15 protein-coding genes are annotated in these 14,013 nt (G+C 70.3%); 6 read left to right on the top strand and 9 right to left on the bottom strand.

Annotation, left to right across the window (positions count from 1 at the left end):
• Positions 1-67: 67 nt before the first annotated feature.
• Both FNH24_RS27070 and FNH24_RS27065 read right to left on the bottom strand, forming a co-directional pair.
• Complete coding sequence (locus tag FNH24_RS27070; protein ID WP_152365345.1) at positions 68-892, bottom strand: class I SAM-dependent methyltransferase; 825 nt, start codon at positions 890-892, stop codon at positions 68-70.
• A 100-nt stretch (positions 893-992) separates the two neighbouring features.
• Complete coding sequence (locus tag FNH24_RS27065; RefSeq protein WP_152365344.1) at positions 993-1,544, bottom strand: DUF805 domain-containing protein; 552 nt, start codon at positions 1,542-1,544, stop codon at positions 993-995.
• A gap of 195 nt (positions 1,545-1,739) precedes the next feature.
• Here FNH24_RS27065 and FNH24_RS27060 point away from each other — a divergent pair, with 195 nt between their 5' ends.
• Positions 1,740-2,465, top strand: coding sequence for a DinB family protein (locus tag FNH24_RS27060; RefSeq protein ID WP_170304532.1), 726 nt, complete (start codon positions 1,740-1,742; stop codon positions 2,463-2,465).
• A gap of 38 nt (positions 2,466-2,503) precedes the next feature.
• On the opposite strand, the gene FNH24_RS27055 is transcribed toward FNH24_RS27060, so the two are convergent.
• Positions 2,504-3,265: a PIG-L deacetylase family protein gene (locus tag FNH24_RS27055; RefSeq protein WP_152365342.1), complete on the bottom strand. Its 762-nt coding sequence runs from the start codon at positions 3,263-3,265 to the stop codon at positions 2,504-2,506.
• 118 nt (positions 3,266-3,383) lie between these two features.
• Between FNH24_RS27055 and FNH24_RS27050 the strand changes: the two genes are divergently transcribed.
• The 3 genes from FNH24_RS27050 (at position 3,384) to FNH24_RS27040 (ending at position 6,103) form a co-directional block, all read left to right on the top strand.
• Positions 3,384-4,373, top strand: a complete 990-nt coding sequence (locus FNH24_RS27050) for a phosphotransferase (RefSeq protein ID WP_161606337.1) — start codon at positions 3,384-3,386, stop codon at positions 4,371-4,373.
• A gap of 352 nt (positions 4,374-4,725) precedes the next feature.
• Positions 4,726-5,304, top strand: a complete 579-nt coding sequence (locus tag FNH24_RS27045) for a SigE family RNA polymerase sigma factor (protein ID WP_152365340.1) — start codon at positions 4,726-4,728, stop codon at positions 5,302-5,304.
• Complete coding sequence (locus tag FNH24_RS27040) at positions 5,228-6,103, top strand: hypothetical protein (RefSeq protein ID WP_161606336.1); 876 nt, start codon at positions 5,228-5,230, stop codon at positions 6,101-6,103. The genes FNH24_RS27045 and FNH24_RS27040 overlap by 77 nt, the downstream gene beginning before the upstream one ends.
• Positions 6,104-6,183: 80 nt before the next feature.
• On the opposite strand, the gene FNH24_RS27035 is transcribed toward FNH24_RS27040, so the two are convergent.
• The 4 genes from FNH24_RS27035 to FNH24_RS27020 are packed head-to-tail and all read right to left on the bottom strand — an operon-like array spanning position 6,184 to position 9,358.
• Positions 6,184-7,152 carry a DNA-3-methyladenine glycosylase family protein gene (locus FNH24_RS27035; protein WP_246187089.1) on the bottom strand — a complete coding sequence of 323 codons (969 nt, stop codon included), beginning with the start codon at positions 7,150-7,152 and terminating at the stop codon, positions 6,184-6,186.
• Positions 7,146-7,625: a GNAT family N-acetyltransferase gene (locus tag FNH24_RS27030; RefSeq protein ID WP_152365338.1), complete on the bottom strand. Its 480-nt coding sequence runs from the start codon at positions 7,623-7,625 to the stop codon at positions 7,146-7,148. Before FNH24_RS27030 ends, FNH24_RS27035 begins: the two co-directional genes overlap by 7 nt.
• Positions 7,622-8,398, bottom strand: a complete 777-nt coding sequence (locus tag FNH24_RS27025; protein WP_152365337.1) for a YaaA family protein — start codon at positions 8,396-8,398, stop codon at positions 7,622-7,624. Before FNH24_RS27025 ends, FNH24_RS27030 begins: the two co-directional genes overlap by 4 nt.
• An 18-nt stretch (positions 8,399-8,416) precedes the next feature.
• The gene (locus FNH24_RS27020) at positions 8,417-9,358 is read right to left on the bottom strand and encodes a DUF3152 domain-containing protein (RefSeq protein WP_161606335.1); all 942 of its coding nucleotides are present in this window, start codon (positions 9,356-9,358) and stop codon (positions 8,417-8,419) included.
• 51 nt (positions 9,359-9,409) lie between these two features.
• Here FNH24_RS27020 and FNH24_RS27015 point away from each other — a divergent pair, with 51 nt between their 5' ends.
• Positions 9,410-11,116 (top strand): YibE/F family protein, encoded by a 1,707-nt coding sequence (locus FNH24_RS27015; protein ID WP_246187088.1) that lies wholly within the window; start codon positions 9,410-9,412, stop codon positions 11,114-11,116.
• Between the two features lie 220 nt (positions 11,117-11,336).
• Here FNH24_RS27015 and FNH24_RS27010 read toward each other — a convergent pair whose 3' ends face one another.
• Both FNH24_RS27010 and FNH24_RS27005 read right to left on the bottom strand, forming a co-directional pair.
• Complete coding sequence (locus FNH24_RS27010) at positions 11,337-12,005, bottom strand: class I SAM-dependent methyltransferase (RefSeq protein ID WP_161606334.1); 669 nt, start codon at positions 12,003-12,005, stop codon at positions 11,337-11,339.
• Between the two features lie 71 nt (positions 12,006-12,076).
• Positions 12,077-12,619: an HIT family protein gene (locus FNH24_RS27005; protein WP_152365334.1), complete on the bottom strand. Its 543-nt coding sequence runs from the start codon at positions 12,617-12,619 to the stop codon at positions 12,077-12,079.
• A gap of 164 nt (positions 12,620-12,783) precedes the next feature.
• Between FNH24_RS27005 and tyrS the strand changes: the two genes are divergently transcribed.
• On the top strand, positions 12,784-13,998 hold the full coding sequence (gene tyrS / locus FNH24_RS27000; protein ID WP_152365333.1) for a tyrosine--tRNA ligase: 1,215 nt from the start codon (positions 12,784-12,786) through the stop codon (positions 13,996-13,998).
• The last annotated feature ends 15 nt before the right edge of the window (positions 13,999-14,013 follow it).

Below are 14,013 nucleotides of genomic sequence, written 5' to 3'. Positions count from 1 at the left end.
GGTCAGCGGGCCGCCGAGCTGACCAGGAGCCGTGCCGTCTGACCGGCCCGAACTGGTCAGAGCCGGGTCAGGCCGGGCGCCAGATGTGCAGCGTGTTGTCGGCCAGCGGGACGCTGAACCGGCCGGACGGCGAGGCCGCCTCGAGCAGGGAGCGCAGGTCGTTGCGGAACTGCGACAGCCGGTCCTCGAACAGGTGTGGCGCCGAGCTGGACAGCGACAGGGTGCCGGCGATCACCTCGTCGATCGTCCGGGTCAGGATCCGCCGGTCGGGCACCCGCACGTCGGCGACCGCGACGAAGCCGGCCGCCCGCCAGACCTCGCGCTCATCGGAGGGCGAGACGAAGCCGTAGGTCTGCCCGGCCCGGCGCTCCGGGCCCAGGTAGTGCCGCACCAGATCCCGGATCAGCTCCTGCGGCGGCGCCGGAAACGCCCCGGCCGGACCGTCCGCCAGCGGGCCGGAATCGATCTGCACCGCCATGCCACCGGGCCGCAGCATCGAACGCACCGCGTCGGCGACCAGCTCGCGGTCCATCCAGTGGAAGGACGCGCCGAAGGTGATCGTGTCGAACTCGCCCAGCCCGTACGGCAGGTCCTCGGCGACCGCCCGGACGAAGCGGGCGTTGTCCACCCCGCGCTCGCGGCCGAGACGGGACGCCTCGGAGATCATCCCGGGATCGGGATCGAGCCCGACCACCTCGCGGTAGACGCCGGCCAGCCGGAACGCGATCGAACCCGGCCCGCAACCGACGTCGAGCAATCGACCGGAACCGTCCGCGCCGAGGGCAGCCCGGAACGCGCCGGCGAGGTTCTCGGCGTAGGGCAATCGCCCCAGTTCGTAGAACTCCGCGGCTCCGAGAAAGAGGGTCGAGTCCCAGGCGCTCCGCACTGACATGAGTCAGCAAGGTACACCCCTCGCGCCGTACGCCTCCTAATCCGCGCCAGGCAAGTAACCGAACCGTGAGTGAATCTTGCTTCCGGCCCGGTGCGAGCTGCTACGGTCCGGGTCGCACCCAGCGTTGGATCGCGTTGTCGAACCGAGCGCCGACCGGATTGCTGTCCAGCAGCAGCAGGATCAGCACGAACAGTCCACCGACCACGGAGACGAGTCCCAGCAGCACGGTGAAGAAGCCGACATCGACGTCCAGGAACGGGATCGCGGCCAAGATCAGCGACGGGGCGAACACCAGCACCGCCCACCCGCCGGAGAAGTTGACGTCGTGGAGCCGGCGGACCAACAGGGCGAGGGACGGTACGAACGTCACCACCCCGAGCACCAGGGCCGAGACGATGATCACCTTGGTCACGGTGTGAGCTTCCTCGAACCCGCCGGTGGCGGCCAGCTGACCGAAGAGCAGGATGCCGCCGATCAGCGGATTGACCTTCCAGTACTCGCTGCGGCTGGATCGACCGGAGAAGCCGGCGTAGCGGCGAAAGAACCGGCCCACGGCCTGCCCGAACGTGCAGCCGTACAACGGCGCGTCGACCGGATCCGAGATCCAGATCGCGACCCGGCGGGTCGGCGTGGTGTTCGTTCGCTCGTCCATGGCGCAGCTCCGTAGACCGATCGTGGTTGCCTGAGTCCGGCAACGTAACGATCGGGCGGTCCGATCTCCCCCGCCGCGGCAGCGACTGATCGTGATGGCCCCATAGCGGCCGTGGGCCGGGGACTGGCCAGATCCCCGGTTGACGAACCCAGGAGCGTCCGTTCACTGTCGGTGCGCTGACCTAGCATGCGGAGAATGACGCGATATCTGGACGAGGACCTGGGCGGAGCGGAGTTCCGCGAGTGCGATCTGACCGGGGCACGCCTGGTCGGCGTCGTCATGCAGAACGCCACGATCGACGGACTCGTCACCAACCTCGTGGTGAACGGAGTCGAGGTCACCGGGTACGTCGAAGCAGAGCTCGACCGGCGCCATCCGGTGCGCGCGCTGCTCCGCTCCGAGGATCCAGCCGATCTGCGCCAGGCAGCTCGTCAACTCCACGCCGACTGGGCCGCCACGATTGAGCGAATCCGCCGCTCGCCCGGCATCGAACGCCGCAGCGTGAACGACGAGTGGTCGGCCGTCCAGACGTTGCGCCATCTGATCTTCGTCCACGACTCGTGGTTCCGTCGCTGCTGCCTGGGCTCCACGGAGCTGTTCTCGCCGATGGGCATCGGGCCGGCCGTCGAGCCCTACCGTGATGCGCACGGGATTGATCTCTCGCTCGATCCGACCCTGGACGAGGTCATCAGCGTGCGCAACGCACAGGCAGCCGAACTCGACGGCTGGCTCGACGACGCCACCGCCGAGCAGCTCGACACGCTTGCGCCGGTGCCACCCGACGACGTCTGGCCGCCGTACGCCAGGGGCCGCTCGGTGCGGCGGTGTCTCGGCACGGTGCTCAACGAGACCTTCGAGCACCACAGATTCTGCGTCCGCGACCTCGACTTGATCACGAGTGCACCGCCACCCCTGACCTGATTCCGATCGCCTGACAGTTGTCGCTCCTGACCACGCCACTAGACCTCGCGGAAGTACTCGCGGTGCTGAGCCGCCTCGGCGACCGCGCGGAGGACAAGCCCGTCGCCGACCGGGCCGGCCAGGTCCACCAGCTCAGACAACGGTCGTGAACCGAGGCCGGGATAGTAGGTGTCCAGTGCTGCCGCCCGCGACTGGATCGCCGTAGCGGTCGGTTCGATTTCGAGCGGGTCGAACTCGACACCGCGGATCCCGCCGGAGCCGATCGTCGCGTTGGGCGCGAGTGCGCTGAGCCGCGACGTTGCCGCTCGAACATCGGCACCGCGCACGCAGCTCGCGAGCACGACCGGGACCGGCCCTCGGGCCGCCAGGACCGCCTCCTGCGCCCGGCGGTGGTCGGGATGTCCGGTCACTCCGTCGCCATCGGTCGTGATCAGTACGTCCGGGCGGACCTCCCGCAGGAACTCCTCGATCGCCGTCACGATGTCGGTGAGCGGCGCGGCCGCCGGCGAACGCGGCGCCCCTGCTCGGCCAAGGTCCTGCCACCTCCCCGGCCGCAATTGGCGGGCTTCAGCGGCGCCCAGCAACCGGGCCGCCTGCGCGTAGTTGCGCAGCTGAGCCGGGCCGATGGCCTCGCCGCCGGTCAAGGTCGCGAGGTGGAGGTCGCAGCCCGCGGCTGCATAGCCGGCCAGAGTCGCTCCGGCGAAGAAGGCTTCGTCATCCGGGTGCGCGAAGACGGCGGTGATCCGGGACCTCGGACCGTTCGGCAAAGGAAACCGCATCGCCCCATGATCCAAGATCACCGCAGGACGCTGTTGTGCCGGAACGAATCCAGCAGCACCTCGTTCATGATCACCTCCGAGCTCGTTCCGGCCACCCTATTCAGTTGCCGCGCACCGCGATCTCGGATTGGCTCGTCGGGTGATCACCCCGGACCCGGAACGGCTGCGTGAGCTGATCACGGACCGGTACGAACTGCCCGACCCGGTCATCAGCCGCTTCTCCGATGATCATCCGGTGTTCCGGGTGATCGCCGGTGACCGGCACGCCGTGATCCGGATCGGCCGCGGTCTGGAACGATACGCGGCCGTGCTGGCGGCCCTGGGCCGCGCCGGGGTGCCCGGCCCGCGGGTGATCCCGGATCGTTCCGGCCGGCTGATCACCCCGCTGGACGAGCTCGAGCTGTTGATCATGGATTACGTGGCGGGCGAGCCGACCCCGTTCTCGCCGGTGCCACTGGGCCGGTTGGCCGCGACGCTGGGCCGGCTGCACCGGGCCGGCGAGGCGGCGACCACGGTCGCCGGCGAACCGCCGCCCGGCCTGCCCAGGATCGACCGGGCCGTGATGCTGCCCGCCAACGAGCTCCGCTTCGGCCTGAGCCGGCTGGAGCCGGTCGCCGACCGGGTGGAGGCGGCCGACCGCGCGCTCTGGCAACGATTGGTCGACGCCTGCTACGCCGGCCGGAGCTTCGGCAGCGACCCGAACGACGGCCTGACCAGGGTGTTTCTGCACGGCGACGCCCATCCCCGGAACAGCGTGCTGACGCCCGCGGGCTCGGTGGCGCTGATCGACTGGGACGCCGCCGGTCCCGGACCCGCGGTGATCGATCTGGCGTTCCTGGCGTTGTCCTGCGCGCGGGGGTTCATCTCCGAGCCGCCGGTGCCGTTCGATCCGGCCCGGCTGGCGGCGGTCGCCGCCGGCTACCGCGAGCAGGTGCGGCTGACCGAGGCCGACCTCGACGCCCTGCCCGAGGCCATGGCCTTCCGACTGCTGGTCGCCGCCGCGGTCGGCTTCGGCGGCCGCGTGGCGGCCGGCCGCCGTCCGCTGGACCATCCGGGGTTCCGCTGGACGCTGGAGCGGATCGACCAGGTCCCCTGGCTCGCCGCCCGGCTGCGCGAACAGCTGGCCTGATCCTTCGACCGCTGAGGGCTTCCGCAGCCCCACCCCGCCCTGGCCCGTACGTTTCTCGACCGAGGTCGACTTCCGCAGCCCAACCCACGCCCTGGCCCGTACGTTTCTCGACCGGGGTCGACTTCCGCACCCCGTAAGGCCTCAACGGTGCACGTAACTCGACCAGGGTCGACTTCCGTGGCCCACCCCGGCGCGCAGCAGGGCCGAGCTCGCCGGAGCTACCGGGAGTGGCGGCAACCTGAGATTCTGACCTGACCCAACCGATCCGAGGTGGGCACCGTCTAGGAAGTGAACAGGGCGGTCGGGCGCGAAAGGCCCGGCGGCCAGGGCGGATGACTGACGGGAGTACGGGATGCGGCCGAGTCGGGACGCCGAGTTCACGGCCTTCGTCGCTGCCGAACGACCACGGTTGTTCCGGCTCGCGTACCTCCTCTGTGGCGGTACGCATCAGGCCGAGGACATCGTCCAGCGGGCGCTGATCGGGCTGTACCGGAGCTGGCACCGCGTGCACCGGGCCGGCAATGTGCAGGCCTACGCCCGGCGGGCCATCGTCAACAGTCATGTCGACGAGGCCCGGCTGCCCTGGCGGCGAGAGCGTACCGGCGTCGAGCTGATCGACCGGGCCGCCGAGCCCGCCGGGGTCTCGGCCGAGGACTCGGCCGAACTCTGGGCGGCACTGCGCGCCCTGCCGGTGAAGCAGCGCCGCGTGGTGCTGCTGCGCCACTACTGGGGTCTCTCGGTGGAAGAGACCGCAGCGGACCTGGGCGTGCGCTCGGGGACGGTGAAGAGCCAGACCTTCGATGCGCTGCGCGCGCTCCGGGCGGTCCTGGCGCGACCAACGGATCGGGAGAACGATGATGCACAACCCACACGACGAGACCGAACGAGCGCTGAGCACGGAGTTGCGCCAGCTTTCCGATCGGGCCGGTGACGGCGACGTCGACCCGGCCGCCGACCTGGCCCGGGCCCAGCAATCGGTCCGGCGATCACGACTCCGAGTGGCCGGTGGCCTGGTGCTCGGCACCGTGGCGGTGATCGTGGCCGCGCAGTTCGCCGGCCCGTTGCTCGGCGGCGCGGTGACCGGTGGCACGGATCCCACCGTGTACGCGCAGCCGACCCCGAAGCCGACCCCGGTCCGCAAGCCCGCGGCCAAGCCACCGGCCTGGGAATACACCTGCGCGGACATGGCCAAGTCGATGCCCGGCGAGGGCTACTCGACCGGCAAGCCTGTGCCGGGGCCGAAGGACTCGGCGGAGATCCGGCTGCGCAAGGGCTACGAGGCGGCCGTACGGGCCCTCGATCCGGAGCTTCGGCACCTGCAGAAGGGGTCGAGCAGCGGGCATCGAGGGCTCGAATGCGATGACGGTCGCGAGGTGCGCTGGAATCTGGGCTCGAAGTTCGGCTGGGAGGACGGTAAGGGCGGCGGGCGGATCGAGGTCGAGGTGGGGTCCGATCTGAAGGCACTCGAGGGCAGCGTGATGGACTGCGGCGGCACCTGGAGCTGCAAGACGATCGACGTCAGCGGGCACGACAACGTCAAGTCGGGTCGGGTCGCGACCTTCGAGAACGGCTTCGCGGTGATCATCGAGCGGACCGACGGCGAAGCGGTGCTGGTGATCGCCGACCAGTCCTTCACCAACAACTACCTGAAGCCGATCGACGGCTTCCCGTTCGACGCCGACGACCTGCTCAAGATCGCCACCGACCCCCGCCTAACCCTGAAGCTGTAAACCCAACCCCAACCCCAACCCCGACTTGTCAGAAGCAGGGCACGCTATAGCGTGCCCAGAGTCTGACAAGTCGGGGTGTTTCAGCTTTTGCCGCGAGTGGCGTAGGGGGTGTGGGTCGGGAGGGTGAAGCGGGGGCCGCGGCGGGGTGGGCGGAGGCCGGCCAGGCCGAGCAGGGACTGGACCCGGAACCGGTGGCCGCGGTAGGGCTCGAGCAGTTCGGTGCAGGCGTCGTCGTCGAGCTTCTGCCCGGTCAGCGCCCAGGTGATCGCCTTGCCGACGTGATAGTCGCCGATGCTCCAGGCGTCGGCGTCGCCGTGGGCCCGTTGTCGTACCTCGGCCGAGGTCCACGGGCCGATCCCCGGAAGGCTGCGCAGGGCCCGGTCCGCGTCGGCGTTACTCCTGGTCAGGGTACGTTCCAGGGCCGCCGCGCGGCCGGCGGCGCGGACCAGCGGCCGGCTTCGGCGCTGCTCCACCCCGGCGGCCAGGAAGCGCCAGGTCGGCACCCGGGCCCAGGTTTCGGGGGCCGGCGGCACCCGCATCCGGTACGCCGGCGATTCCGGATCCGCCGCCGGGCCGGGCGCGAGCTCACCGAACTCACCGACCAGCAGCCGCCAGGCCCGGAACGCCTCCTTGCCGGTGACCACCTGCTCCAGGCAGGCCGGGACCAGCGCCTCCAGCACCAGCTCGGTGCGGCCCACCCGGAACTGCGGGAAGCGCCGCTGCGCCTCGACCAGCGGCGGATGCTCGGGCAGCGGCCGGAACCCGGACGGATCGTCCAGCCCGCCGAGCAACCGCGGCAGCTGCTCCAGCGCCCAGTCGGCCCCGTCGCCCCACGCCTTGGCCCGGGCGGTCGCTCCGGCCGGACTCAGCATGATCAACACCGGCCCCAGCGGCGTACGGGACGCCCGCAGCCAGCCGTTGCCGACTCGGCGGTGAGTCGGATCTCCGGGCCCGCGCCGCAACCCGAGCATGATCGAATCCAGCATCACCTCGAAGTCCAGCACGACGGTCCGGGTGGCGGCCGACGTCACCAGATCGGGGCTCACCATCGCAGCCGGAATCTCACCGCCGGATCGTCGCCGGCGGGCGACTCGGTCCGGAAGCCGTTCTTGATCAACACCCGCTGCGAGCCGAGGTTGCCCGGCTCGGTCTCGGCCAACACGACGACGGCACCGGCCGCGCGGGCGATGGTGATGATCGCGGCGCAGGCGCCGGAGGCGATTCCCTGCCCCCACAGCGATTCCACGATGTCGTAGCCGATCTCGACCGCGCCGTGCTCGTCCGGTGGGCCGTGGAAGCCGATGTTGCCGACGACCTCGCCGTCACGGACCACGTGATACATCCACCAGGGAGTGGCGTCGGGCTCGGGCTGGCCGGCGTCGAGCGACAACCGGTAGCCGATCATCGTGTTCTCGGTCGGATATTCCGGATGCCAGCGCAGCCCGTCGGCCGGCCCGGGCAACATCCCGGACGCCTCGAACGCGCGCCGGTCCCGCTGGTCCAGCCGGCGCAAGCTGATCATGGAACCGCTCCGTGGATCACATCCAGGCTGAACCCGCGCCGACCATGATCAACCAGTTCACAGCGGAACTCGGTGCCGACCAGCTCGGCCACCGCCTGCGGCGTCCGCGGCCGGCTGTCGGCCTCGAGCAGCAACCGGGCCACCAGCCCGCGGGTGTGCTTGGCCTGATGGGAGATCGCGACCCGGCGGCCGTCGATCTCGGTGAACGGCCGGATCGCGACATAGCGCCGGATCGCGTCCGGGCCCGGCTGCCAGGCCCCGGTGTAGGACGACGAACGGCAGTCGATCACCGCGCCGGTCCCGGCCAGCGGGCCCAGCACCGGCCCGAGGCGGGACCGCCAGTGCCGGGCCAGCGACCCGAGCCCGGGCAGCGAAACCCCCATCGACAAGCGGTACGGCGCGATCCGGTCCGTCGGCCCGACCGGGCCCCAGAGGGCACTCTGCACCCGGACCACCCGATTCGCCCGGCGCCGGCCCGCGGCCGACAGCCCGGCGTAGTCGAGCGCGTCGTACAGCACGCCGGTGTAGACCCGGGCCACCGGCAGTCCCGACGCGGTCTCCAGCCGGGTGTTGCGGTCGACCTCGGCGGCGAGCCCCGGGCTGACGTCCAGCAGCCGCAGCGCGTCGGGGTGCCCGCTGACCTTGATCAACGCGTCCCGCACCGCGAGCCGGGCGTCGGTCAGCTCGGGGTGCGACAGGCGGTCCAGCTCGACCGGCCGGCCGCGTCGGGTCGGGGCCGCCTTGCCCTCCGAGGGCGGCAGCAAGATCAACATCTCAGCGGTCCCAGCGGCTCAGTCGTCGTCGTTCCCGGCCGGCCACGGGTTGCGCTTGCAGCCGTCCAGTCCCTTCGTCTGCTGCATCATGATCGGCGCCGGCTTGCCCTCGCCCGGGCAGTCGACGTGGCCGAAGCCGAGCGCGTGACCGAACTCGTGGTTGACCAGATAGCGGCGGTAGTTGGTGACGTCCTTGCCGTACGCCTCTGCGCCGAAGGCCCAGCGCTTCGCGTTCAGCACCACCTTGTCGCCGTTGCGGCAGGACACCTCACCGCCGGTCAGCAGCGGTGCGCACAGCTTGTCGGTGGTCTTCGGCGTGGCCAGGTAGGCATGCAGGTCGGCCTTCTCTCCCGGCCCGACCAGCTCGAACCGCCACTCACCGGTGCCGGTCCAGGACCGCTTGTCGTTCAGGATCTGGTGGATCGTGCTGGCGACCTCGTCGACGTCGAACGGCAGGCCCTTCTCGACCCGTACGTCGTAGGTGATCACCAGCCCGCTGTCCGTCCGCGGCTCCGCACTCTGCTGCTGCCGCACGTAGGTCCCGCTGCCGGCGGCCGGGATCACCGGACCCTCGTCCTCCTCGTCCGGCGCGTCCCGGGAGGGCCGGTCCGACCGATCCGGCTCCGGTACGGACTCCGCGTCGCCCGGGCTCGACGCCACGGGCTGGGACGGCTGCGTACTTCCCGGCGGCAGGGCGCTCTGCGGACCGGCACCGGCACTCGGCTCGGCCCGGTTGGCCCACGCCACGATGCCGATCGTGACCGCAAGACACCAGACCAGGACGGCGCACACCATCACCATCGGCCCCCTGCGCGACTGGGTGTCGACATAGCGCCGGGAGTCGGACCGGTCATCGTCGTGATCCCAGTCGTCCCGCGGCCAGCCCTGACCTTCATCGCGTTTCGCAGTGGGCCAACTCGACCGGGTAGCGTTCTTCTGACCCTTCGGAATCTGGCTCACGGGGACTAAGACTAGTGTCGTGCGTCTGAGACACGACACAAGGCGGAGAGCGTGACGGACACACATACTCACCACAACGATGACCGGGAGCTGACGGAGACCGACAAGGATCGGCACCGCAAGGCCCTGCGGATCATGGTGGTCGTCCTGATTCCGCTGCTGATCTGGACCATCGCGGGGCTGATTTTCCTCTGGCCGCGTGACGTCGAATCCAAGATCGATCCGAGCCTCGCGAATCCGCCGGACATCACGTTCGTCACCGGCAAGGTCACCAACATCACCGAGATCTCCTGCGAGGGGCTGCCCGGTTCGGTGACCGGCGGCAGCACCCAGGTCTGCGCCGACCTCGCCGTCGAGCTGAGCGAGGGGCCGGAGCAGGGGCAGACCGTCCAGATCGCCGTCTCGGACACGATCTACAAGTCCGGGGTCTCGATCGGGCAGAAGTTGAAACTGATGCGGGTGCCGGCCGAGAGCGGGCAACCACCGGCGTATCAGTTCTCCGATTTCGAACGTACGTTGCCGCTGGCCGTGTTCGCCCTGATCTTCGCGGTGCTGGTCGTCGCGGTGGCGCGATGGCGCGGCTTCGCGTCCCTGATCGGGTTGGCATTCGCCGGGTTCATCCTGATCAAGTTCATGTTCCCGGCCCTGGTGTCCGGGTCGAATCCGATCCTGGTCGGGCTGATCGGGTCGGCGGCGATCATGTTCGTCGTGCTGTACGCGGCGCACGGCTTCAGCGCGCGAACCACAACAGCACTGTTAGGCACGCTGTTCGGCCTGGTGCTGAGCGCGTTCCTGGGCTGGATGGCAACCGAATGGGCGCACCTGACCGGCGTCTCCGCAGAGGACGACTATGTCCTGGCCGCGACGGCGCCCAACATGCAACTGACCTCGGTGGTGATCTGCGGCATCATCATCGCCGGGCTCGGCGTGCTGAACGACGTCACGATCACCCAGGCCTCCGCGGTCTGGGAGCTGGCCGACGCCGACCCGGATCGGAAGCGCCTCTTCTCCCGGGCGATGCGGATCGGCCGGGACCACATCGCCTCGACCGTCTACACGATCGCCTTCGCCACCGCCGGCGCGGTGCTGCCGGTGCTGCTGCTGATCGTGATCTATCAGCGGCCGCTGATCGACGTGGTGCAGACCGAGCAGTTTGCCGGTGAGGTGATCCGGACCCTGATCGGCTCGATCGGCCTGATCCTGGCCGTACCGCTGACCACCGTGATCGGCGTCGCCGTGGTCCGGGTCAGCGATCGCTCCGGCGGTGCCGCCCTGGCGCCCGCCGGCTCCGGCACTCCGGCCAGCCCCGCCAAGCCCCGGGCTTCCCGGGCCACCCCGTTCTCGGCCCGGACCGGCCGGTCCGGTCGGTCGGCCGAGTCGCCGGGCACGGCGGCCCGGTCCGCGGAATCACCCAGCGCGGCAGACCCGAAGACCGAGACCACCCGGGCCGTCCGCTCCGCTCCCTCGGCTCCCGGCCGGCGCGCCGACCGTGGCGCCGGCGCGAGCCGCGCCGCCCGGAAGGAGTCCCAGACCGGCCGGGAGGAGCCTCAGTCCGGCCGGACCGCGCCCAGCGCGAGCGAGCCGGAGGTCGAGTCGACGATGACGCAGACGGCGATCGGCCGGCTGTTCCGCCGCGGCGACACCGACCACGGCCGCTCCCGCCGAGCCCGGGAGGCCAAGGAGGAGGCCGAGTTCGGCGACTTCTCCCATCTCCGCGAGTCCGACGACGACACCCAGGGCGGCGGCAGCAAGCGCTAGGAGGGTGGTGTCGAACGGTGGTCGTTGCGAGCGGTGCCCGGGTGCGTGCTGGACAAGGCGGAGGAGGGAGGCGTAGCGGTGTTCTACGTCGACCGACGACAACGCTGTCCAGTGCGTGCCCGGGCGCCGCTCGCAGCGGCCACCGTTTGACACCGCCCTCCTAACTCCGAGTTGTCAGAACTGAGTTGTGTCCTGGCACAACTCAGTTCTGACAAGTGGGCTAGGCAGGGCGGCGGGTGTGGACGACGAGCCGTTGCGGGATGTCGTCACCGAGTTCGGTGAAGCGGACGAACTCCAGGCCGGCCGCAAGCACGGCGTTGAGGTACGTCGACAGCATCCGGTGGTTGGCGCCGACGTGGCCACGGACGCCGGTCTGCTCGGTGCTCCACCAGCCCTCGGTCGCGTAGCCGCCTTCCGGCGGCCAGCTGGACAGCGTCGCCCCGTCACCGGGGCGACCGGGGAAGCACGGGTGGAACAGGGTGAAGACGAACCAGCCGCCCGGCTCCAGCACCGTCGCCACGGAGGACAGCGCGCCGGCCAGGTCGTCCATGTCCATCAGCGCCATGTTGCAGACCGCCCCGTCGAACCCGACGCCGTCCCACCAATCCGCCCGGGTCGCGTCGCCGTGCCGGTACTCGATGCCGGCCGGCCGCTCCGCCTCGAGCTCCCGCGCCCGCCCGAGCAGCCGTTCGGAGAGGTCGACGCCGGTCACTCGGGCACCTCGGTCGGCAAGGACCCGGCTCAGCTGTCCCCAGCCGCAGCCGAGGTCGAGGATTCGCTGCCCGACCAGCGGTTCGGGCAGGAAATCCGTCGCGGCCGAGCCCCATTCGCGGGTGTAATCCACATACCAGTCGGCATGGTCGTCGTACCGGGAGATCGTCGAGGTCATGATCAACATCCTACCCGAATCCCACCTCAAACCAAGATCAACTTCCCGCTCGTCGAGCCTCGCCGATCCGGTCAGGAGGGCGCGGTCCAGGTGGGTCCGAGGCGCGTGCGTACGGCAGCGGTGAGCTCGGCCGCCCCGCGTAGCGGCCGGCGCGGATCGAGCAGCCGGCGGGACCCGATCGGGGTGCCGGCGTAGCGCGGGATCAGCTGCAGATGCAGGTGGTTGAGCTCGCCGTCGGACATGGTCACCAGGTAGACCCGCTCGCAGCCGACCGCCTCCCGCAGGGCCAGTCCGACCTCGCGGGCGGCGGTGAAAAGCGTCGCGGTCTCGGCCTCGTCCAAGCCGAGGAAGTCCTGCACGTGTGGCAGCCAGCCGACGATCGTGTGGCCGGGGGCCCGCGGGTCGGCCGACAGCGCGGCCTGCACCGGGCCACGGCGGGCGATCACGGTGTCCCGGCCGAGCAGTGTCCCGCCGAGGAGTTGATCATGGCACTGGTAGCACTGCCCGGCCGCCTGCAGCCGCCGCACCTCGGCATCGCGGTTGCCGCGGCGCCGCTGCCAGTCCCGCCATTCCCGGTCGGAGTAGCCATCCGGCCGCTCGTCGTCGACGCCCACCGCATCCTCCGTCGCATGTTATGGTCGGCCCGTGCCGCAGCGAGCGATCGACTATAGCCGGGCTCTGGGAGGAGCTCCGGTCCTGTCGTCCTGCTCCTAGCCGTCCGGCGCCCTCCGCAGAGCCGTCCCCGATCCTTGATCATCCGGCTCACCGAGGGAATCCCATGTCTTCAGCAGCACAGCACATCCTTGATCATTTCGCCCGGACCACAGAACAGATCGTCGGCCGGGAGACGTTCGTCCAACGGCTCGAGTCCGGCCGGCCGCTGCGGATCAAGTACGGCGTCGACTGCACCGCTCCCGATCTTCATCTCGGCCACGCGGTCAACCTGTGGCTGATGCGCTACCTGCAGGATCGCGGTCACCGGGTGATCTTCCTGCTCGGCGACGTGACCACCAGGATCGGCGACCCCACCGACCGGTCCGAAACCCGGCCGGTGCTCAGCGGGGAGGAGATCGATCGGAACGCGGCGGCGTACCTTGATCAGGTCAGCACTGTGCTGCGATCCGACGACGACCTGTTCGAGGTGCGCCGCAACTCCGAATGGCTGGAGCCGCTCGGCGTCGGCGGACTGCTGGACGTGCTGGCCCTGGTCACTCACGGCCGGTTGATCGCGCGGGACATGTTCGCCGAGCGGATCGCCGCCGGGATGGACATCGCGGGGCACGAGTTGATCTACCCGGTGCTGCAGGGCTACGACAGCTTCGCCCTGGAGAGCGATCTCACCATCGTCGGCACCGATCAGCTCTACAACGAGATGATGGGCCGGCACCTGCAACAACGCCTCGGCGCCGAACCACAGGCTGTGATCACGACCAAGATCACGCCGGGGCTGGACGGTGGACCGAAGCAGTCCAAGTCGCTCGGCAACTACGTCGGCCTGATCGACAGCCCGACCGACAAGCTCGGCAAGCTGATGCGGCTGCTGGATCCGCTGATCGGGACCTACGCGACGATCTACTCCGACCTACCCGCCGATCGGGTCGCCGAGCTCGCCCGGCGGGCAGCGGCCGGGGGCCGGGAGGCCAGGGACGCGAAGCTCGATCTGGCCGAGGCGATCGTCGCCCGCTACCACGGCGCCGCCACGGCCGCCGGGGAACGATCCGCTTTCCTCAGCCTGTTCTCGGCGGGTGAGCTACCGGTCGACCTGCCGACGCTCGCCCTCGATCATGATCAACTCACGGTGATCGAACTGCTGCGCCGGGCCCGGCCGGAAGCCAGCCGGAGCGAGCTGCTGCGGCTGATCACCCAGGGCGGTGTCTCCGTCAACGGCACCAAGCTGACCGATCCGGACGCGTCGATCTCGATCAGCACCGGCGACGTGATCAAGCTCGGCAAGCGGGACCGGCGGCGACTTCGGCGCCGAGCGGGGAGCTAGGTGTCGCACGCGTGC

It is taken from the genome of Microlunatus speluncae (assembly GCF_009299835.1).
GTDB lineage: Bacteria > Actinomycetota > Actinomycetes > Propionibacteriales > Propionibacteriaceae > Microlunatus > Microlunatus speluncae.
This window is presented reverse-complemented; position numbering and strand designations above follow the sequence as displayed.